The following is a 22,042-nucleotide window of genomic DNA, read 5'->3' on the forward strand; positions in this document are numbered from 1 at the left end:
TTGTTTATTCTCCCTCCGCAACGCTTCCACCAAGCTACGAATCCTTGCGCCGTTGCCTACAACTACGCCAGAATCCGCCCGCTTGTGCGCCTTGCCTATGGGTTCTATCGTTTCCCTGCCACTGCCCATCAGTGGTCGGGTTTAGTAGCCCGAGGTTATGTCAGTAAGATGCACGAGCTCTCCATCCAAACAGGTTCCTAACCTATCCTTGATGGTGGCTGTGCGCAGGGCGCTTCGGCGCGCCGGCAATGCTGATCTCCCCGGTCTACTAACCTGCGTACAGCCGCCACCCTTCTTTTAGTAGGGAAGAGGTTGCGGCTTAACCATGGAGTATCAGCACATGTTCAAACCTACACCGAATCCACCAGGGACAGACCACACGTCCCGGCACAGCAAATCCGAGGCTAAAAAGCACGACGAAGCCGCCAAACGCGCCTTGGATCACTACCTGCTACCCAAACCGGAAACGTCTGAAGATACTTCCAAACCGGGCCAGCTATTCACCGTCGCAAAAAACGCCGACAACGAATGCCTGCTCGCCAACCTCAGCGAAAACCTGGCATCCGCCGACGCGATGATCAGCAACCTGGCCTTCGACTTGGAAGGCCCCCGCCGCCACATCGCCCTCGGCGTTCAGCAACTGATCGAACTGAGTTCACTGCTGGCGAACCGAGCGTTGGATAACGTCGAACCGCGCTAGCCGCTACACCACCAACCCCGTGGCGAGGGAGCTTGCTCCCGCCGGGTGGCGAAGCCGCCCCAAAACAAGCTGACGCATTCTCCAGATAAACCGCATCAACCGGTTTGCGACGGCTGCGCCGCCGAACGGGAGCAAGCTCCCTCGCCACGGGGTGCAGGGCGGCATCCAAGCATCACTCACGCCCCAAACCCGCGCACATCCGCGCCAACAAGGGGCGATTTACGGTCAAACTTTTTGGCCACCTCGATCCCCTTTTGGCCTCTCCTGCCGTTCTCCTAAACGCCGCGCGCCGCAAGACTGTGAGCAACCGGATCAGCCTTACGGAGAACAAAAATGCTGACGATCTATTCGGACGATCACCACCTGCACCACGGACGCTGTGAGTTGATGGACGGGCAATTGATGCCCTGCTTTGAAATGCCCTCCCGGGCCGATCATGTGCTGGAGCGGGTCAAGGCTCGAGCATTGGGTCCGGTCGAGGCGCCAGAGGATTTCGGGCTGGGGCCGATCCAGCGAATCCACAGTGCGGCGTATCTGGAATTTTTCAAAGGTGCCTGGGACCGCTGGGCCAAGTACAACCGCGACGGCGATCTGCTGCCCTACATTTGGCCGGCGCGGACCCTGCGCACGGTCATACCCACGAGCCTGCACGGCCAACTGGGTTACTACAGTTTCGACGCCGGCGCGCCGATTACCGCCGGCACTTGGCAGGCAGCCTACAGCGCCGCCCAAGTCGCCCTCACCGCCCAGGCCGAGATCCAGCGCGGCGCCCGCAGTGCCTTTGCGTTGTGCCGCCCACCGGGGCACCACGCCGCTGGGGATTTGATGGGCGGTTATTGCTACCTCAACAACGCTGCCATCGCCACCCAGGCCTTTCTCGACCAGGGCCATAAAAAGGTCGCGATCCTGGATGTGGATTACCACCACGGCAACGGCACCCAATCGATTTTCTATGAGCGCAGCGACGTGTTGTTCGCCTCGATCCATGGCCATCCGGAGGCGGAGTTTCCGTTTTTCCTGGGTTATGCGGATGAGCAAGGCGAGGGCGAAGGTGAGGGCTTCAACTTCAACTATCCTTTGCCAGCCGGTTCAGGCTGGGACACTTGGAGCGCGGCGCTGGAGCAGGCCTGCGGGCAAATCCGGGGCTACGACGCCGATGTCATTGTCGTGTCCTTGGGCGTGGACACCTTCAAGGACGACCCGATCTCCCAGTTCAAGCTCGACAGCCCGGATTACCTGGCGATGGGCAAGCGCATCGCTGCACTGGGCAAACCGACCCTGTTCGTGATGGAAGGCGGTTACGCGGTGGCAGAAATCGGTATCAATGCCGTCAACGTGCTCGAAGGTTTCCAAAGCGCCCAATGAGGAATGAAAGCATGAACAGACTCAAGCGTTTGCTGGTTCCCAGCCTGTGCGCCGCGCTGCTGTGCAGTGTTGCCCAGGCCGAAGAACGTACCCTGCGTGTCTATAACTGGTTCGACTACATCACGCCCAAGGCCCTGGACGACTTCAAGGCGCAGAACAGCCAGGTCAAACTGGTCTACGACATCTTCGACACCAACGAAGCGCTGGAGGCCAAGCTGCTGACCGGCAATTCCGGCTACGACGTGGTGGTGCCGTCCAACGTGTTCCTGGCCAAGCAGATCGAGGCCGGGGTGTTCCAGCCCCTGGACCGTAGCAAACTGCCAAACTGGAACCACCTCGATCCCAAGCTGATGAAGCTGATCGAAGCCAACGACCCCGGCAACAAATTCGCCGTGCCCTACATGTACGGCACCATCCTGATCGGCTTCAACCCGGACAAAATCAAAGCCGCCCTGGGTGACAACGCGCCGGTGAACAGCTGGGACCTGATCTTCAAGGAAGAGAACATCAGCAAGCTCAAGCAGTGTGGCGTGGCGCTGCTCGATTCACCTTCGGAAATCCTCCCCCTGGCCTTGCAGCACCTGGGCCTGGACCCCAACAGCAAAAAACCGGCGGACTATGCCAAGGCCGAAGCACTGCTGATGAAGATCCGCCCGCACATCACCTATTTCCACTCTTCCAAGTACATGGCCGACATCGCCAACGGCGATATCTGCGTGGCGGTCGGTTACTCCGGCAGCTTCTCCCAGGCGGCCAACCGCGCCAAGGATGCCAAGAACGGCGTGACCGTGGACATGCGCCTGCCCAAGGAAGGCGCACCGATCTGGTTCGACATGCTTGCCATCCCTAAAGGGGCGAAAAACCCGGACGATGCCTACACCTTCATCAACTACCTGTTGCAGCCGCAGGTGATCGCGCCGGTCAGCGATTTTGTCGGTTATCCGAACCCGAACAAGGACGCCACCGAAATGGTCGACCCGGCGATCCGCAGCAACCCCAACCTGTACCCGACCGAGGCGGCGATGACCACGCTCTACACCTTGCAACCGTTGCCCAGGGATGCCGAGCGCGCACGCACGCGTGCCTGGACGCGGATTAAATCTGGTCAGTGAGGTTGACTGCTTTGTGAGCGCTTCGCGCTCAAGCGGGAGCAAGCTCCCTCGCCACAGGTTTTGAGTGAACCAAGACACGCTATACATAGTTACCACCTTCCCTGGCTTGTGCCGCCCTAGCATGGATTCCCCCAGCGTTTCGCTCCGGGACTCCACGTCGCACAAGTCAGGGAGACTCCGATGACACCAAGCTCTACAAGCACCCGCCTCACGCCCGCAACCGACCCAAAGGACGCCGTGCTCAACCGGTTGCTCGCCGGCCCCACCTACCCCGAGGTGGCCGCCATCCTCCTGCGGGACGGCCTCAAGAAGCTCTACCCCACGCTCAACCTCGATCCCCACACCACCGTGGTCGGCGAGCCGCACTGGGACATCGTCGACGACGAAATCGTCGAACGCCAGACGCGCTATGAAACCCTCAGCGACATGCTCGCCGGGCTGTTGAACGAGAGCGGCCCGACGCTGCTGATCGAAGGGTTTCACTTTCTGACCCAACTCCCCCTCACGACCCCCGATGTGCATTTGCCGGTACGTATCGACCAGATCGGGCGGCTGATCAACGAGCTCAAGCCGGCCATGTTGACGGCCTGCCAGGAACAGCAATTGGCCTATTGGAATGCCTCCGTCGGCGACGCCGGCCCGCGCTGGCATGAACTCTCCAGCGCGTTGCGTACGGCCTGGGACGTCCAGCGGATCAAGGGTTGGAGCGAGGCTGAATGCGCCATGGCCAGGCATTTGTTCCGTTATCCCGACCGGCAAGGCCGCCAGGACAATAACCTCTATGACGCCCATGCCTATCTGATCGACATCGACGGTATCGACGGCGATCAAGTCCAACGCATGAGTGACAACACCATCGTGGTGCTGATCGGCAAGATCGACAACAAGGAGGTCGTCCTCAAGTACTCAATCTTCAACGGCTATGAACGGTTCGACTCCCAACAGGCACTCGGGCAATCGCTCCCCGCCCATTTGGCCCCGGACAGCTACCGGAAAATCCAATGGCGGCTGTATGAGCCCGAGGGCAATATCTTCGATTACAAGGCCTGCGGGATGATCGCCGAGCAGGTCAAGATCATCGGCACTTCCAACGCCCCGGACACATTGACGTTCCGCGAAAACAGCCAGTCCCCCAGCGTGGATGCGACTGACGACCTGGTGGAGGTCTGGTTTCAAAAACAGATGCCCCATTGGTTGCAGGCCGCGTCGCCGTCCGACCAGGTCCTGTTTGCCCAGCACATGAAGAACCTGTCGATCTTGAGCCACGCCCACGCCGGCAAAACCTACCTGGACGATATTCCCGCCATCAGGACCTTTGCGTTGAACGCGCTGAAAACCCAGATGACCGCCGACCATGCCGATGCCTCGAAGCTCGATCTGGAAACCATCGAGATCGAGGTGCGCAGCCCGGTCATCTGGGGCAGCTTCGTGGTGCCCGGCAGGGTCGACACGGCCCGGTTCAGCCTGGTGGAGCTGGCCTTGCAAAACCTGATCGCGCTGCCTCTGGGCAACAAAACCGTCAGGTCGCAGGACGACAGCGAGTTACCCGAATGGATGACCGTCGCCTACCTCGAAAATCTCATCACCCAAGCCGATATCGGTCGCGTTTATCCTGAACGGGTCAAGAGCAAGTTGCTCGACGATCCGACGGAGTCGGCCCGCCGCGAAAAACTCTACACCTCCCAGTTACGCATTCAGTTGCCGATGCTGGCCCTGGAAAGCAAGATCCGTGGCCAGGGTAACCTGGACGAAAAGGGCTACCGTTACGTCGCCGCCCTGATGGAACCTGAAGAGGCCGATCGCAAGGTGGACGGCAACCTCATCGTCCTGCGCCAACTGGCCTTCGTGCCCGAACTGCAACTGGGCAGCTCGGAGGACGTGGTCACCAATATGTTCGTCATCGGCCCTCAGGATTCGAACGCCGGGCCCTGCCTGTTGTATCGACCGATGCTCGAACCGCAGTTGTGCCAATACCCGTCGTTCAGCAACCTGCTGTATGCGATCAGGCAAACGCCTGCCTTGCGCCAATCGGTGCTGGCCTGGTTGCCCGATGGGGTGCGTGACGATTACGGCCGATACGTTTTCCCGGACCTGCTGCCCTCCCCCTGGAGCATCGTGGCGTTCGTGGCCGCGCCGTTGACGTCCCTGGCCAATAGCGGCCCCATCGGTTTGACCGATAAGACCTTGGGGGCGGACTTCCTGCCGCAGTTGTTCAAGGCCAACGCCGATGCCTTGGTCGAATTGGCCGATCGTGAGTCGATCTCCAACCACGAGAGTCGCTGGCAAACCCTTAAACAGGCCGGCTGGCTGATCCTGAACCTGGCCTTGCCCTACCTGGGAACGGCCGTCGGCACCGCAACGTGGCTCTGGCAAATCCTCGACGATATGGAACAGCTGACACAGAACCGCGAAGGGACTGACAGCCAGGCCAAGTGGGAGACGTTCACCGACCTGCTGTTGAACATCGCCTTGGCGATCATTACCCACACCCTCGACCGCGCCAGGACCGCCCGACGTCCGCGCCGGCCAGAGGCACCGGAGGTGGTGCGCGAACTGGAAAACCTGCCCAAACCAAAACCTGAGTTCGTGATAGAGCAACGGGTCCCGCTTGCCAGCACGGCGTTGCCGACCGAGCACTACCAGACCATTCGTTCCAGCGGCGCCTTGATGGGCCGGTCGACGGAGAGCGCCAAGCTGCTCGACAGCTTCAGCCTCGAAGCGCCCCAAGACCCAGGCCAACGCCAAACCGAGGGTGCGCTCAAAGGGCTCTATGAGCAGAGCGGGCACTGGCACGCCAACCTGGCCGGCAAATGGTTCAAGGTACTGGTCGAGGGAGAACAGGTTTCTATCGTCGATAGCAAAGACCCCGCGCGCGCGGGCCCTCCCCTGATGAGCGATGCCCACGGCGAATGGCACGTCGATACGCGCTTGCGTCTGCGCGGCAGCGGATCAAAAGGCGTCAGGCAGAAAGTCATCGCCGATGCGACACGTCACCGAATCGGGCTGCTGCTCGAGCTGAACCTGTTCGAAGCCAAGAAGCCGCAGCACCAGAAGCTGCTGACCATGCAGGCGCAGGAAATGAACGAGGCGACAGGCGCTGCCAAGGAAACCAAGCGCGACACCTATGTCAGCACCTTGAAAGCGCAGCGGGAAAACTACGAACAAGCCTTGCAGATACTGTTGGAATGGCCGGTGTTCCAGTCACGGCCCGACTACCCTCGAACCCGACTTGGCTACTTGAACGCACAGATCAATTTCACCTTCGTGGAGATGGAGGCGCTGAACGAACGTTTCACCCCGGTCATGAGCAAGGCCAAGGCCATGATCACTTCCGGGGTCAAGGTGCTGGAACAAGCGCATATCGATACCGCCGAGAACATGGTCCGCGTCGGTGACGACATGATCGAGCGCCTGGACTACATGGAGACCCGCTTCGCCGAGCTCAAGGAGGTAGGCCACGAAGGCTTCGAATTTGTCCGCCGACACCGCAGGAAAATGCCGCTGTATACCAGTGATGACCTGCAACTGATCAAGATCGACATGTTTCGCCACCTCTGCCTGTCCCTTGAAAGCGTCGAGTCGATGCCCGAGGGCTGGGAGGCCATCAACCAGATCGTCGATAACGCCACGGTGGCGTTCCAAAGCTTGCGCGACGCGATCGATGAGCGCAGCGTGATCCGCCTGGACGAGCAGATCGACGCCTTCGGCAGCCTGATCGAACAGTTCACCGCCATCGACGAACATCTCCAATACCTGACCAACGAATACAAGACCAGCATCCGCCCGATACAGCTCACTCGATTGCGGACCGGGATCGGCCTCGCCAAGAAACGCACGTTGCGTCATCTCGCGGCGGCCCTCGATGAAAGAAGCAACCGGCGAGTCGAAAGCGCACCTTACGACCTGCGCCCCAGACCCCGGAAAAAATTCATCCGGGCACGCTTTTGGGGCCTCGTCAGTGGTGAACCGCGCTTATCCAAAACCCTGGAGGAAACCGATTGGGTCGACGTGAAGAACCCGTTTTCGGGTGAGATCATCGTCACGTTCCACCGCAAGGAAACCGGCGAATGGATTCCTCACATCAAGCCCGACGCCACGCCGGCCGCCGTTCCGACATTGGCCACCAGCATCAATAAGGGCACCGACCTGATCAACGGCCTGGCGGCGTTCAAGGCACAGATCGAGGAAACCGTCGAACAGACGCACCAAACGCCCGCCGGCATCGGGATGATCCTCAACGCCCACGCCGGCAGGATGGAAAAAGTCAGCGCGGCCATAAAAAAGGCTCTCGACCAGGCGCAAGGCGTCGAGTCCAACGAGACAGCGGAGCTTCCCGCCGTACAACGGCGCTCGGCCGAAGCCTTGCGCCTGCAACTGGATAAGGAGGCGAGCACCCTGTATGTCCTGGGGTTTGAAACCGTACTGAACGTCATCAAGCGCCGCCCACCGACCATGAGTGGCGTCATCTGGCTTAAAAGCCGCAACCAGATTTCCATCACCAAACAAAAGGCCCGGCAACGCATCAAGACCCCGCCGTACGGCTACCTCGACCGGTATGAGATCAAGGACCTGAAAACCAATAAAACGCTGTGGTTCGCCGATTTCCGTTACTCGACCAACTGGGTGCCCGCCTATGCGTTTCTGTCCGGGCGTTTGAATACCCTTGAGCAAATCGACCAGAAGACCTCCCCCCTCGTCCCCACCAAGGCGTTCAACCAGCGTCAATTGATCGACCATTACCGCAGCGAAATTGCCGTGGACCAAGCCAGGGAGGTTTTCTTTCAGAAAAAACACGGGTGAATGCCAACCGACGTTGTGACGGGCAACCAGGACGCTGTACGGCTGCATATACATAGTTACCACCTTCGCTGTCATGCGCCGCCCTAGCATGGAATCCCCGAAACACTTGGTTTCGGGGACTCCACGTATCACCAGACAGGGAAAGCCAGATGACAGAAACCGTCACAACCACCACGAGCTCTACCTCCGAAGCCCGCCTCAGGGAGGCGGTGCTCAATCAGATGCTCGCAGGGCCCACCTCCCCGGAGGTTGCCAGCCTGCTGCTGCGCAAAGCCCTCAAGAGAATGTACTCGACGCTGGACCTCGATCCACACAATACGGTGGTCGGCGAACCGAATTGGGACGTCGTCGAAGGCAACATCGTGGAGCTTCCCACCCGCTATAAATCCCTCAGCGATCTGTTGGCCGAGCGCGTGGGTGAGAGCGAGTCGACCTTGCTGATCGAAGGGCTGCATTTTTTGACAAAGCTGCCCCTCACTTCTCCGCCGGTGCATCTGCCGGTGCGTATCAGCCTGATCGGACTGCTGATCAACGAACTGGTCCCCGCCATGGCGCCTGCTTTCCAGGAACAACAACTGGTGTACTGGAACACGCCGCTCGGCACCTCTGGTCCCCGCTGGCATGAGCTCTCCAGCAACCTGCGCAAGATCTGGAACGTCAGCCAGGTCCCGGGCTGGACGGCGACTGAATGCGACATGGCCAGGCAGTTGTTCCTTTACCCGGACCAGCAGGACCGCAAGCGCCATGACCGCTATGACAGCCATGCCTATTTGATCGATATCGATGAAATGGACGGCGATACGGTCAGGCGCGTGAACGAAAACTCGATCGTGGTCTTGATCGGAAAGATCGACCGCAGAGAAGTCATCCTGACGTACTCGCTGCGTAACGGTTATGAGAAGTTCGATTCACAAGACGCGTTGGGTCAATCTCTGCCGACTCATCTGAACAGCACCAACCGCACACAAATCCAGTGGCGGCTCTATGAACCCGACGGCGATGTTTTCGACCACAAGGCCTGCGGGCTGATCGCCATGCAGGTCAAAGTCATCGGGGATCCCGGGTTCCTGGAAGGCCTGATCGCCGACGAGAGCGAACAGGCGGACAACGACGGACCGAACCGGGATAACGAGCCTGCCGAGGACTGGTTTCAGAAGCAGATTCCCGGTTGGTTGCAAGCTGCGCCGACATCCGACCAGTTCCTGTTCGCCCAACACCTGAAGAACCTTTCGACGCTGAGCAGCGCCCATGCCGGCAAGACCTATCTGGAGGATATTCCCTCCATCAAGCAGTACGCGTTAAACAGGCTCAAGCAGCAGATGTTATCGGACCATGCCGACGCCTCGACCCTCGACCTGGAAAACATTGAGGTCCAGATACGCAGCCCGGTGGTCTGGGGGACATTCGTGGTCCCCGGCAAAATCCAAACCACGCGGTTCAGCCTCGTTGAGCTGGCCTTGCAAAACCTGATTGCGCTGCCCCTGGGGGACAAAATAGTCAGGTCACTCGACGGCCATGCATTGCCCAAATGGATGACCGCCAATTACGTCGAAAACCTCGTCACTCAAATCGACATCGGTCGCGTTTATCCCAACCTGATCAAAAACAAACTGCTCGACGATCCGGCCGAATCCACCCGGCGCGAAAACCTCTACACCGCTCAGTTACGCCTCCAGTTACCGCTGCTGGCGCTGGAGAGCAAAATCCGTGGCCTGGGGGACATCGATGAACGGGGTTGCCGTTATGTCGCCGCGCTGATGGAGCCCAAGGAGTCCGAGCGCCAGGTCGACGGGCAAACCATCGTGCTGCGTCAATTGGCGTTCGAATCCAGGCACGCATTGAGCACCTCGGCGGACATCGTCACCAACATGTTCGTGATCGGCCCGAAAGATCCGGAGACCGGCCCCTGCCTGCTTTATCGACCGTTGCTGGAGCCGCAGCTGTGTCAGTACCCATCGTTCAGCAACCTGATCTACGCCATCCGGCAAACCGCCTCCTTGCGCCAATCGGTACTGGCATGGCTGCCCGATGGGGTACGTGCCACTTACAGCCGGTTCGTTTTCCCGGGCTCGCTGCCGTCACCCTGGGCCATTGCGGAGTTTGCGGTAGACCCTGTGTCGTCATGGCTCAATAGCGCGCCCATCGGTTTGAGCGACAAAACCCTGGGGGCTGATTTCCTGCCGCTGCTGTTCAAAGCCAACGCCGATGCCCTGGTCGAGCTGGCCGATCGGCAATCGGTGTCCAACAGTGAGAATCGGTGGGCCACCTTCAAACAGGCCGGCTGGTTGATTTTCAACCTGGCGCTGCCGTACCTGGGCAGCGCCGTGGGCACCGCGGCCTGGCTCTGGCAAATCCTGGACGACCTTGAAACGCTGACCCAGAGCGACGAAGCCTCCAACCGCCAAGCCACTTGGGAAGCCTTCGTCGACCTGCTGCTGAACATGGCCATGGCGATCACGACTCACGCCATCGACCGCGCCAGGGAAAACGCGGACAGCCGTCGACCAGCGACGCCAGCGGTGGTGCATGAATTGGAAAGCCCGACAAAACCTGAACTCGTGATCGAGCGGCTCGCCCCGTTAACGCACAAGAAACCGTCACCTGAGCACTATGACGCCATCCGCGCCAGCGGTGCCTTGACAGACCAACCCGCAAAGCGCGCCAAGCTGCTTGAATCCTTCAGCGTGAACGAACCTGAAAGCGCCGAACAGCCCATGATCGAGGGCGCGCTCAAAGGGCTCTACCAGCAGGACGGGAACTGGTACGCAAAAATCGCCAGCCAGTGGTTCAACGTGACGGTGGAGGGCGAGCATGTGTCCATCGTCGATGCAAACGACCCCGCACGCACCGGCCCGCCCCTGATCAATGATGCAGCAGGCCAATGGCGTGTCGACACGCGCCTGCGTTTGCGCGGCAGCGGGTCAAAAGGCGTCAGGCAAAAAGTCATCGCGGATGCGAAACGCCTCAGCAGCCAACTGCTTGCCGAACTGAACCGGTTCGAGGCAAGGAAAACCCAGAACCAGAAGCTGCTGACCATGAACGCCAAGGAGATGAACCAGGCGACGGGCTCATCCAGGGAGGCCAGGCACAACGTCTATTTGAGTACCTTGAAAACCCAGCGGGAAAGCTATGAAGAAGCGTTGGAGATCCTGATTCAGTGGCCCGTCTTCCAATCAAGGCCCGACGCACCGCAAGCCAGGCTCGGTTACCTGAACGCGCAAATCAACTTCACGTTCGAAGAAATAGACACCTTGCAGGAGCGATTCGCCCCGGCCCTGAGAACAGCCGTGGACATGACCACCTCGGACATCGAGCACGTGGAGCAGGAACATGTTGATGCCGCCGATAGCATGATCAGGATCGGTGACGACATGATCGAGCGCCTGGATTACATGGAGACGCGCTTTTCCAGGCTGAGGAAGGTCGGGCGCGAAGGCGTTGAACTGCTCCGGCAACACCGGGGGAGGATGCCGGCCTACAAGAGCAATGCGATTCGGCTGATCCAGTTGGACATGTATCGCCACCTCTGCCTGTCACTGGAAAGCGTCCCCGACATCCCCGAAGGCTGGGCCGACGTTAACCAGCTTGTGGATAACACCACGATCGCGTTTCAAAGCCTGCACGACGCCATCGAAGAACGCAGCGTGATCCGCCTGGACGAGCAGATCGATGCATTCGGCAGCCTGACGGAGCAGTTCACCGCCATCCAAGAGCACCTCCAATACCTGGGCGAGGAATACAAGGACAGCGTCCGTTCGACAGAACTCAATCGACTGGGCAAGCAGGTCGACAATCTTAAAAAACAGGCCTTGCATCATTTGGCCCGCGCCCTCGATGAAAGAAGCAACCGGCGAAGCGAAGCCGGCCCTTATCGGGAACGGCCAAGGCCCAGGAAGAAACTCATCCGGGCGCGCTTTTGGGGCCTGGTCAGCGGGGAACCCCGTTTAACCAAGACCCTGGAAGAAACCGATTGGCTCGATGTCAAACATCCGCTCACGGATCGGATCATCGCCACCTTCCATCGCAAGGAAACCGGCGAGTGGCTGCCCCATGTGAATACCGACACGCCGTTGGCCGTCCCGCTGCTGGCAACCAGCATCACCAAGGGCAAGGCGCTGCTCGACGGCTTGGCGGCGTTCAAGGCGCGGGTCGAGCAATACACGAAGAAGCCAGAGCGGTCGCCCACCGGTATCGGCCTGATTCTGAACGCACACGCCAACCGAATGGAGAAAGTCGCCATCGCGATCACCAAGGGCCTGGACAGTGCGTCGAACGAAACAGTGGGCATTTCGGCAGAGCAACAACGTGTCGCTCAGTCCACACGCACGGCACTCAAGAAGGCCTCGAAAACCCTGCATGACGAAAGCTTCGAAACCGTACTGAACGTTATCAAGCAACGCCCGCCGACCATGAGCGACATCCTCTGGCTTAAAAGCCGAAACCAGATTTCCATCACCAAGCAAAAAAATCGGCAACGCATCAAGGCCCCTGTCCAGGGCTATCTGGACCGGTATGAGATCAAGGACCTGGCAACCAATAAGCCCCTCTGGTTTGCTGACTTCCATTACTCGAGGAACTGGGTGCCGCCTCATGCGTTCCTTTCCGCACGCTTGAGAACACCTGAGCAAGTCAGTCAAGGAACAGGCGTCGAGTCCACCCAGACACTTAATCAGCGGCAACTGATCGAGCACTACCGCAGCGAAATTGCGGTGGATCAGGCCAAGGAAGTGTTTTTTCCTAAACAACCGTCATAACGGCGATAACCAGGGCATCCACAGATGTCCTGGTTGCGCGTCTTCAGATTTTCCAGGCGGTTGCCAGGCCCGCCAGCGCGATGTCTATCGCCGCTGGCGGGACGGCCGCAAACCCTAGCACCAACCCGGCGCGCACCTGCGACGGTGTTGTGGCGGGCAACCAGTAGCCACTCAGGCCATTGACTTCCACGCCTGCGCTGGCCGCTTGGGCGATCAGTTCGCACTCGCGCTCGATGCTCTCCACAGGAACCGTGACATGCAACCCGGCTACCACCGTGGGCATGGCGCCAACACCTGCAACGGCCTCGGGCCAGCCCGCCAGCAACGCGTCCCGCCGGGCCAGGGCGGCCCTGCGCATCCGCCGGATATGCCGCTGGAAATGCCCGGCAGCCATGAACTCGGCCATCACCGCCTGGGTACTGACTTCGGAGTGGCGCACGTCCACGGCACGCCGGCGGGCGAATGCGTTGACCAGGCCAGACGGTAGCACCAGGTAGCCCAGGCGCAAGGCCGGGAACGCCACTTTGCCGAAGGTGCCGACGTAGAGCACCCGCCCGTGGCGATCCAATGCAGCCAAGGGTGCCAGGGGCGCGCCGCTGTAGCGGTACTCGCCATCGTAGTCGTCCTCGACGATCCAGCCGTCGTTGCGTTCGGCCCAGGCCAACAGTTCCAGGCGCCGTGGCAGGCTCATGACCACCCCGGTCGGATACTGGTGGGACGGGGTGACGTAGGCCAGCCGACAGTGGCTCAACCCACCGAGCGCCGTGCAATCCAAACCATCGCCATCGACCGGCACGCCCCTGACGTCGGCACCGGCAACGGCAAACGCATGCCCGGCCGCGCGATAGCCGGGGTTTTCCACCGCCACGACGTCGCCCGGGTCCACCAGCAGCTGTGCACAAAGGCTGATGCCCTGCTGGGCGCCACTGGTGATCACAATTTGTTCAGCCGTGCAGTGCAACCCCCGGGAGCTGCGCAAATAAGCGGCGATCAGCCCGCGCAAGCGCGCATCCCCTTGGGAATCGCCATAACACAGCTGTTGCAGGTCCGGCTTGCGCCAGAAAGCCGCATTCAGCTTGGCCCAGACGTCGAAAGGGAACAGATCGAAAGCCGGCACGCCGACCCTGAATGCGCGTGGCGGGCCACTGGGTGGCTGGGGTAAATGGTGGTTTTCCACGCGGTTCAAGGCGTCGCTGTGGATAACTTTACTGGATGAAATCACAGGCAAATCAAGCCAATCTGTGGATAAGACTGTGGGTAAGCCTGTTGAAAACCCTGTGGATACTTTTGTGGATATGTTTTTCAGCGGCAGTGTCGTCGAGGAGAGTTTCGCCACGTAAGTACCGTTTCCGACCCGCCCTTCGATGAAGCCCTCGGCGTAGAGCTGATCGTAGGCGCGCACCACGCTGTTGCGCGAAATCGACAAGGCCGCCGCCAGGTCTCGGCTGGCCGGCAGGCGCGTGCCACTGGCCAGGCGTCCGTCCAGCACCCGGGCACGCAACGCCTGGTAAAGCTGGCGGCTGAGTCCCTGGCGGCGATCCAGCTCGATCCCAGCAGGGTTGAACGACAGTGGTGGCGCGGCGTTGTGCATGACAGTCCTCACGAATGGACCTATCGAATTGGCCGGAAGTGGCTCTTACAACAGACCAATAGCCTGCCTAGGATGCTCGCATTCGCCAAGGAAAATCATCATGTACAACCCCAAAGCCTTTGCCGTCGCAGACCTGCCTCAACTGCACCAGATGATGAGCGATTGCCGCCTGGCCGTATTGGTCACCCACGGTGAACACGGTTTGCAGGCCAGCCATTTGCCGCTGCTGCTGGACACACAACAGGGGCCGAACGGCAGCCTCTACGGGCACATGGCCCGGGCCAATCCTCAATGGCGCGACTTGGAAGCCGGTGCCGAGGCCCTGGTGATATTCGCCGGTGCCGAGGCCTACGTCAGCCCGGGTTTCTACCCAAGCAAGGCCGAACACGGCAAAGTCGTGCCGACCTGGAACTACGTGGCCGTGCACGCCTACGGCAGCGCCGAGGTGTTCAGCGACGCGCAGCGCCTGCGCAACCTGGTCGGCGCCCTCACCGACCGCCACGAAACCGCTCGCGAGCAGCCGTGGAAGATCGATGACGCACCGGCCGAGTACATCGACAGCATGCTCAAGGCCATCGTCGGCTTCGCCCTGCCCATCCAGCGCCTGGAAGGCAAGCGCAAGCTCAGCCAGAACCGCAGCCCGGCGGATGTCGCCGGCGTACGCAACGGGCTCGCCGCCAGCCCCGACCCGCAGGACCAGGCCCTCGCCCACCTGATGCCTGAACAATCGTCCAAGGAGTGAACATGAGCCAACTCGAAATCCGTCGCGTCAGCGCCGACGATCACGCCGCCTGGCTGCCGTTGTGGCAGGCCTACCTGCGATTCTATACGACCGAATTGCCGGACGCCGTCAGCCAAAGCACCTGGCAACGCTTGCTCGATGAGCATGAACCGACCCATGCTGCCCTCGCCTGGGATGGCGACACGGCGGTGGGCCTGGTGCACTTTATCTATCACCGTTCGAACTGGAGCATCGAGAATTCCTGCTACCTGCAAGATCTGCTGGTGACGGAACAATGCCGTGGCACCGGTGTGGGTCGCCAGCTCATCGAATTCGTCTACGCCACCGCCAAGGCCGACGGTTGCTGCAAGGTGCACTGGTTGACCCACGAAACCAACGCCACGGCGATCCAGCTCTACGAGCGCATCGCCGAGCGCCCAGGCTTCATTCAATTTCGCAAAGCCCTTTAAGGAGCGCCCCATGTCGTCTTCACTCGCTGATTGGAAAGGTGCGCCGGCGCCTTCTGCGCAGTTGCTCGAAGGGCGTTTCATCCGCCTGGAAAAACTCGATCCGGCGCGGCATGCCGATGGCCTGTGGCAAGCCCTCGAAGGCCCCGGAGCCGACCCGAAACTCTGGGATTACTTGCCCTATGGCCCGTTCAAGGATCGCGGCGCGTTCGATGCCTGGCTGAACAACCATGCGGCCAACACCGACCCGTATTTCTTCAGCGTGATCGACCGCGCCAGCGGCGAGGTGCAGGGCATTCTCAGCCTGATGTCGATCGTCCCGGCCCAAGGCCGTATCGAGATCGGCCACGTCACCTTCGGCGCGCCGATGCAGCGCTCGCCGAAAAGCACCGAGGCGGTTTATCTGCTGGCCAAGGAGTCCTTCGCCCTGGGTTATCGCCGCCTGGAGTGGAAGTGCAACAACGCCAACGCCCGCTCCAGATACGCCGCCGAGCGGCTGGGGTTCACGTTCGAAGGCGTGTTCCGCCAGCACATGGTGGTCAAGGGCCAGAACCGCGACACTGCCTGGTACTCAATGCTGGACTCGGAATGGCCCGCCATCGGCGCCGGGTTCGAGCGCTGGTTGAGCGACGAGAACCAGCGCGAGGACGGGCAGGTGCGCGGCTTGGCGGAATGCCGGGCCTAGGACCGCCGCCGGCCACCTACCCGTGGTTGGAATCCAATATCCGCCCCACCACAGCCCCCTGTGGCGAGGGAGCTTGCTCCCGCTGGGCTGCGAAGCAGCCCTGAAGCCTGCCGCCTCGGTGGATCAGGTTGATTGCGCTCAGCCTTTTTGGGGCTGCTGCGCAGCCCAGCGGGAGCAAGCTCCCTCGCCACAGAAACGCCTCGAATCACTCAGGGGTCGAGGTTTTGCGTGCCGCCAGGAATGAGCGGAGCGATTCGGGGGTCACCCCCGGTCGGGCGTATTGCCAGGCCCAGTTCGGTATCGATCCATGACGACTCAGGTAAAGCCCAAGCGTCAGGCGGCTGTGCTCGGCAAACGTCCCTGGAAAGTCAAAGTTGTGCAGAAATGCCAGGACCTGTCTTGGGGTCACGTCATAAGTGCCGAGAATAACCTGATGGGCGCGGGCCTCGTCGGCGGCAAGGCTGTCGATCAACGCGCTGGTGAACGCCGACTCGGAACTCAGCGAATCAGGCCGCGCCAGTGTCTGCCGGATATTCTCATCGCTGAACTCCGGCCCCACCAGGTCTTCCCAGATTCGCCGGGCGCTGCGCGCTGAGATACCGGGCATGTTTTGAATGGATTGCCAGAGGTACGGGACCTCGAACAAAACCGCGATCCGGCTGTTGGGAACCATCTGCCCTGTCATGCTGAATAAACCCGTGGCATTCGACATATTGCTCTTATCGAGATAGCGCACGCCTTGGAGAAAATCCCAAAACTCCACTAATTCATTCTGACGGTAAACAAGGTTGCGTAGATTGCTATCACTGAACGGCCGCATCCAATCAATGTCAATGCGACCCCATCTCACCACCTCTTGATAACGACTGCTGGCATATTCGGCAACGATTTGAAGTCGCGTGTTATTCAATGCCGGATTACGGATCCATGCCGCAAGATTCCTCACCGGAAACAGGCCGCCCAGATTGGAGGCGATCACAGGGCTGCGCAGGAGGATCTGGGCCCGCCTCAGTAAGGCGGGGTAACGCTTTAGGGTCACAGTGAGCAGGTCCGTGAGGTCCTCGACCCTGTCGTAGTATTTGAACTGGTCCATCAAATCTATATCGTCTTCGATGTCCGTGCCCGTTTCATACTGGAATCGTCTCCTCGCTTTCTCGATATCATCGGGATCTACCAGATACTTACCGTCGAGTTGTTGTTCGAGCTGATCGGCATTGAGCTGCCCATGCACGGCTTCATCGTATTCGACGAAGGCCATGTCATTGCGAGGATGATGGTCTGTCAGGTCACGGGCCCTGACACCGTACTCGAGCATGATGTGCACCACGTCCTGAGTGAGCATGAGGTATTCATTATTGAGCAGTTCGGCGATTTCCCGACTGTCGATGGGCTGCAGCAGCACATCCTCGAAGAACGCCTGCAAGGCCTGATCCTTTTGCGTGTAATACGGAATGCTGCTCAGCATCAGGCGTCCCGGCTCACGGGGTGAGAGAAGGCGCCCGATGTGTTGCAGGATCTCCGGCGGCAAGTCAGCCACTCGGGCCTGGTTCAATACCCTGCGCTCCATTTCTCTTACATACAGGTTCAAGTAATTGCGCAGCGGCTGGAACAAGCCATGTGGATTGTCACCGCCGTAGATGATTCGAGTCAGATCGAGCACGGCCGACTCGTCCATGATATCTGCCAGCGTCCGTGCATTATCAGAGAGCGCTTGCTGGATCCCGGAGGGTTGCGCCACCAGGTAATCATGAACTTCCGGATGCAGATCGATGTAATCGGCGACGCCGTTGCGCAATCCCTGCATCGAAAACGTTTGCTGTGCCCGCCCTTCGTTCAAGCCCCGAGCGACCGCGTTAAAGAAGCAGTCACCGTCGGCATCGAACGTGACGACCTCTGCGCCCAGTTCCAGGTTGTAATGGTTCTCGCCGATTCGGCTCAAGACCACATCGGTGTCTGATCGGAGCGGATGATTAATCGCCGGATAAGCCCGTTCACCCTGTCCCGGCGTAAAACGCACTGACCAGTCTTGACGGTCCGGTCTTTGCTCGATGATCAACAAGCTGCGGTTGCGTGGCCAATTCGGCAGCCGGGTGATGAGAGCTGGGACCAGATCCATGATCTCGACATCCCACTCGCCAGACGTGCGCACCAGATCGGCAGCGGTGCGAGACGACGTGGCAGGTCTCTTGGGGTTCGAGGGACCTGGCTGAGGGGATGTCTTGCGCGGGCGCTTGCCCCCACCCCAACCGTGGCCTACCGAGCGCCACTCGCCATCGGGCATCCGCGCCACGGTACTTCTGCTCACGCCACTGGAGCGGATGCTCAAGCCCGTGACCGGGTCGACGATGTTGGCCTCGGTGGCCCTCAACCGCGTATGGTCGTGCACCCGGAACACCGTCCCGTCGGGTTGTCGCACATACACCGGGCGGGTCACGCTCCCCGTGGCGTTCTGCGTGATCGTGGGGCGATAAAAACCCTGGGGATCCGGGGTGACGCCTTGCAGCAGCGAGGTATCCGTCACGGCATAACGGTGATAGAGCGCCTCTTCCAGCGGCAGTCCGCCCAGCGCTTCGGCCTGGTTTTGGCGAGCCGTCACCGCCATGAAAGTGGACCGGCCGCGTACCGGCACGTTCACCCCGCCGACCAGTCCTTTCTGCACATGGTTGGCCACACGGTCGACGAACGCCAGGGTGGACAGGTTCGTAGGAACAGCACCGGTCTTGAGCACCAGCAAGCCGGTGTTGATGGCGCGCTTGAGCATCTGGAAACCGGGCACCAGCAGCAGGCCGGCCAGGTCAAAAATGATCTCGACCGTCATCATCGCCAGCTTCGCCGCGGTTTGATGACTGATGTCCCGGTTGCTGTTGGAGCGGTGATCCGCGTAGGCGCTTTGGAAGTCGACGTAGGCTCGGTGGAGCTCTTCAAAAAGATCACCGCTGAACAGCACCCCACGAATCAGCGGACGACCGCCCTGCTGCCCCAATGAACGCTTTATCTGCGTGGGGTCCAGCGTGGAAATACGCGAACGGAAATACGCCTGCCATTCTTCTTTCGGCAACAGCTCGACAATGCCGTCGTTCAGGTCGGCGAACTCACGGAAATCATCGCCACCGGGGCTGTCCGGGAAATAAACGCCCACGGTGCCCTGGATATCCGGGCCGTCCTGATCGGAAAAAATCAACACGCCATCGATGCTGACTGCATTGTTTAGCGCATCTTGCTGCCCACCCGCCCCCACGCTGCCGCCCAGCACCAGGCCATGGACACAGACCTTGCGCCCATCGACCCAGGCACGCCCCGCCGCTGTCGGCGAACGCAGCACCGTGTCCAGCCAGACAGCCACCCGCTTGCGCGACCTCGGTGGGTCGAAGGCCTTATCGAGCACGGTGGTCTTGAACACCTCGTCGCCCCTGAGCGAAGCCTCGTAGCCCTTGAATTGCAAATTAGCCAGATACGCCGCCTGCCAGGCGGCCTTGTAGCGAGGTTTATTCATCTCCTTGCGCAACAGGGTTTCATAATGGCCCCCGACATCAAGATGGTTTGCCATCCGCGCCAGTTGGTCGCCCGTCAAGGTGACAAAAAAGCCGTTGGCCGGGTGCCTGACACGTTGGCCATGTCGATCGAGCAGGTTAACCGGCAGGACTTCCCGCATCGCATTCGGGTATTGATGCGGGCGCAGGTTATCGAGCATCAGCTGGGTCAGGCTGCTGGTACGGAACTGGCTCGGACGAGCTTTGCCGCCCTGGAACAGCGTGACCATGGTTTTGTCCGGGTCCGGCTCGATACCCGGATACACGGTGCGCTCAAGGTACTGCCTGATCTGCTGGCGCGCGAACTGCAGCAGCGTCTGGACACCGCCGCCCAACGCATAGACCGCCTTGAATACCTGCCCTTCCAGACGACGATAATGCGCTTGCTCGGAACGGGTCGCGGCCCGGTAGAACCCCGGGCGATTGTTTTCCACCAGGGTTTGCTGGCGCACCGCCAGGGGCCCGGCCAGTGCCAACATGGGCAGGCCCAATGCACTTTCTGCACCTTGAGCGAAGGCGTTCAACGGGAGCGTCTCGTTGCCTGGCGCGTTCAGCACCGTTTCCAGGGCCGCGCTTTGCAACTGCAGCAGGTCATCCGCCGCCACTTCGAACACATGCCCGGACAGCTCGGAGGAAATATCGAGGATCGTGCGCGCCTGCCCGTCGTGGGTCGGCTGCACATTGCTGGTCAGGTCCTGGATAGAACGGAAGCGCTGTATCCCACCTTCCAGGGAGTACAGGAACAACGTCAGTCGATCGGTAAACTTGATCACCATCGCGGCGGGCCATTTCTGCGGCGCGGCCATGCCCATGTCCAGCATCACGCTGTAGACATGGGGGATAGGGGCCAGTAGCAATCGGTCTCGGTCCGCCTTGGCGGGATGGGTGGTGATGATGTCCAGCAGGCGATCTTCGTCTTTCTGCTGGATGCGCTCACTCGGGGTGAGTCCGCTGGCCGGCCCCCGATCGACTTTGTACAGGTTGAAAAAATGCAGGAAGCGCAGGGAAAGCCAATGAGCGAAGGCCGCAGCCGTGGTGGGTAGCTCAAGGGTGCCTTCGCGGTAGCGGCGATTGCGAAACTGGGTCAAGTCGTCGCGAAACTGGCGTTTCACGCGTTCATTCGTGGTGGGGTTGGCGAGATAGAGCACCGCCTCCATGGCCCGTAGATCCTGTAAATCCAGCGGGCCGACAAACAGGCTGTCGGCTTCCTTCACCGAGTCTGGACGGGTGAAGAAACCCACGCCACCGCCCGTGTAGGTCGCGGGCGTGTCCGTCTGCAAGCACCGCCACAGGACGTCGGTAAAACTCTCCGAGGTCGTCAGTGAACGCCTACCGTTCGAGTCAGCCTTGAAGTGACCCACATAGCAGAAGTCCGGATCGATCTCCTCAGGCCGTGCGGCGCGTAACTTGCGCGGGGGGATCTTGGTTTGCAGCGTGTCCACCAGCAAACGCTTGAGCACGGTGTCGAACGTGGGAAGACCGGCGAACAAACGCGCCAGTTTCGCCTGGTTGGTGTCCAGCAAGCCCAATAACCTGGCCTGCTCTTTTCCCTTGGGGCTGAGCAGATCGCCTTGAGCCTTGCTTTCGGGGCCGCTGGGTAACCCGTGGCTGGGTTTAAGGGGGACAACAGAGGTATTCGATGGCGCGCCCGGCTCATCTTCGGGAAAAGTAGACATTCAAGGGTCCGGTTTGATTGAGGAAACCGGACCCTATCCCGTCGCGACAGCGCAGATGACATACATATATATAGGCATCGCCGCGCAAGCGACGAGAATCGTAAGCGTGGATGTCCTGCCGCGCAGCTCAGTCCAGCTGTTGCGCCAACACAGCAATATGCTCCGGCCCGATCCCGCAACGGCCGCCCAGGTGGTGGGCCCCGCGCTGGCGCCAGTCCGCCACCCATTGCAGATAACCCGGTGGGTCAAGGTCTTCGCGCAGCGGGTCGTTTATAAGATCCGTGCCCACCGCCAATCCTGTGGGAGCAAAGCTTGCTCGCGATAGCGGTGGGTCAGCTCACATCAATGCTAAATGTGCCGCCGCCTTCGCGAGCAAGCTTTGCTCCCACAGCCGCCTCCAAAGTGACGCTGCTGGGCCTCCCAGGCAATCGCCGGAGGTTGAGGCAACGTAATTTTTAGCGTCCGGTGCATATGCTCGCCGGGCTGGACCTGGCCGTATCGCCCCGGCATACCTTGGGGGTGAGTTATAGGGGTGAAACCGGTCAGGACAACCGCAACGGCGCGCTGATGGGCCAATGGCGAATGATGTTCTGACAAGCAAAAAAAAGGGGAGCACATGCCCCCCCGAGGTTAAACGGTTG

The 22,042-nt window shown here is 60.4% G+C and carries 11 protein-coding genes and 1 pseudogene; 9 read left to right on the plus strand and 3 right to left on the minus strand.

The genetic code is table 11. From position 1 onward, the window contains the following. The first annotated feature begins 340 nt into the window (after positions 1-340). The 5 genes from MA884_RS05995 to MA884_RS06015 all read left to right on the plus strand — a co-directional run bounded on the left by MA884_RS05995 (position 341) and on the right by MA884_RS06015 (position 12,731). Positions 341-700 (plus strand): DUF6124 family protein, encoded by a 360-nt coding sequence (locus tag MA884_RS05995; protein WP_256229525.1) that lies wholly within the window; start codon positions 341-343, stop codon positions 698-700. Between the two features lie 333 nt (positions 701-1,033). Continuing rightward, a complete protein-coding gene (locus MA884_RS06000) occupies positions 1,034-2,065 on the plus strand; it encodes a histone deacetylase family protein (protein ID WP_256229527.1) in 1,032 nt (343 codons plus the stop codon). Positions 2,066-2,076: 11 nt separating this feature from the next. Next, positions 2,077-3,177, plus strand: coding sequence for a polyamine ABC transporter substrate-binding protein (locus MA884_RS06005; RefSeq protein ID WP_256229528.1), 1,101 nt, complete (start codon positions 2,077-2,079; stop codon positions 3,175-3,177). A gap of 180 nt (positions 3,178-3,357) precedes the next feature. Continuing rightward, positions 3,358-7,977: a dermonecrotic toxin domain-containing protein gene (locus tag MA884_RS06010; protein WP_256229530.1), complete on the plus strand. Its 4,620-nt coding sequence runs from the start codon at positions 3,358-3,360 to the stop codon at positions 7,975-7,977. A 149-nt stretch (positions 7,978-8,126) separates the two neighbouring features. After that, positions 8,127-12,731 (plus strand): dermonecrotic toxin domain-containing protein, encoded by a 4,605-nt coding sequence (locus tag MA884_RS06015; protein ID WP_256229531.1) that lies wholly within the window; start codon positions 8,127-8,129, stop codon positions 12,729-12,731. A gap of 43 nt (positions 12,732-12,774) precedes the next feature. Here the strand turns inward: MA884_RS06015 and MA884_RS06020 are convergent, their stop codons facing one another. Beyond that, positions 12,775-14,322: a PLP-dependent aminotransferase family protein gene (locus tag MA884_RS06020; protein WP_256229532.1), complete on the minus strand. Its 1,548-nt coding sequence runs from the start codon at positions 14,320-14,322 to the stop codon at positions 12,775-12,777. A 100-nt stretch (positions 14,323-14,422) separates the two neighbouring features. Here MA884_RS06020 and MA884_RS06025 point away from each other — a divergent pair, with 100 nt between their 5' ends. The 3 genes from MA884_RS06025 to MA884_RS06035 are packed head-to-tail and all read left to right on the plus strand — an operon-like array spanning position 14,423 to position 16,195. Further along, positions 14,423-15,064, plus strand: a complete 642-nt coding sequence (locus tag MA884_RS06025; RefSeq protein ID WP_256229533.1) for an FMN-binding negative transcriptional regulator — start codon at positions 14,423-14,425, stop codon at positions 15,062-15,064. A gap of 2 nt (positions 15,065-15,066) precedes the next feature. Further along, positions 15,067-15,513 (plus strand): GNAT family N-acetyltransferase, encoded by a 447-nt coding sequence (locus tag MA884_RS06030; protein WP_256229534.1) that lies wholly within the window; start codon positions 15,067-15,069, stop codon positions 15,511-15,513. 10 nt (positions 15,514-15,523) lie between these two features. After that, the gene (locus MA884_RS06035) at positions 15,524-16,195 is read left to right on the plus strand and encodes a GNAT family N-acetyltransferase (RefSeq protein WP_256229535.1); all 672 of its coding nucleotides are present in this window, start codon (positions 15,524-15,526) and stop codon (positions 16,193-16,195) included. Positions 16,196-16,400: 205 nt separating this feature from the next. On the opposite strand, the gene MA884_RS06040 is transcribed toward MA884_RS06035, so the two are convergent. Together MA884_RS06040 and MA884_RS06045 are read right to left on the minus strand one after the other, a co-directional pair. Beyond that, entirely contained in the window at positions 16,401-21,401 is a 5,001-nt protein-coding gene (locus tag MA884_RS06040) for a dermonecrotic toxin domain-containing protein (protein ID WP_256229536.1), read from the minus strand. 127 nt (positions 21,402-21,528) lie between these two features. Then, positions 21,529-21,738, minus strand: a pseudogene (locus MA884_RS06045) (homocysteine S-methyltransferase family protein); the annotation flags it as partial. 134 nt (positions 21,739-21,872) lie between these two features. On the opposite strand from MA884_RS06045, the gene MA884_RS06050 reads away from it, so the two are divergent. Beyond that, complete coding sequence (locus MA884_RS06050) at positions 21,873-21,995, plus strand: hypothetical protein (RefSeq protein WP_256229537.1); 123 nt, start codon at positions 21,873-21,875, stop codon at positions 21,993-21,995. The last annotated feature ends 47 nt before the right edge of the window (positions 21,996-22,042 follow it).

It is taken from the genome of Pseudomonas sp. Q11 (assembly GCF_024494355.1).
GTDB classification, from domain to species: Bacteria; Pseudomonadota; Gammaproteobacteria; order Pseudomonadales; family Pseudomonadaceae; genus Aquipseudomonas; species Aquipseudomonas hefeiensis.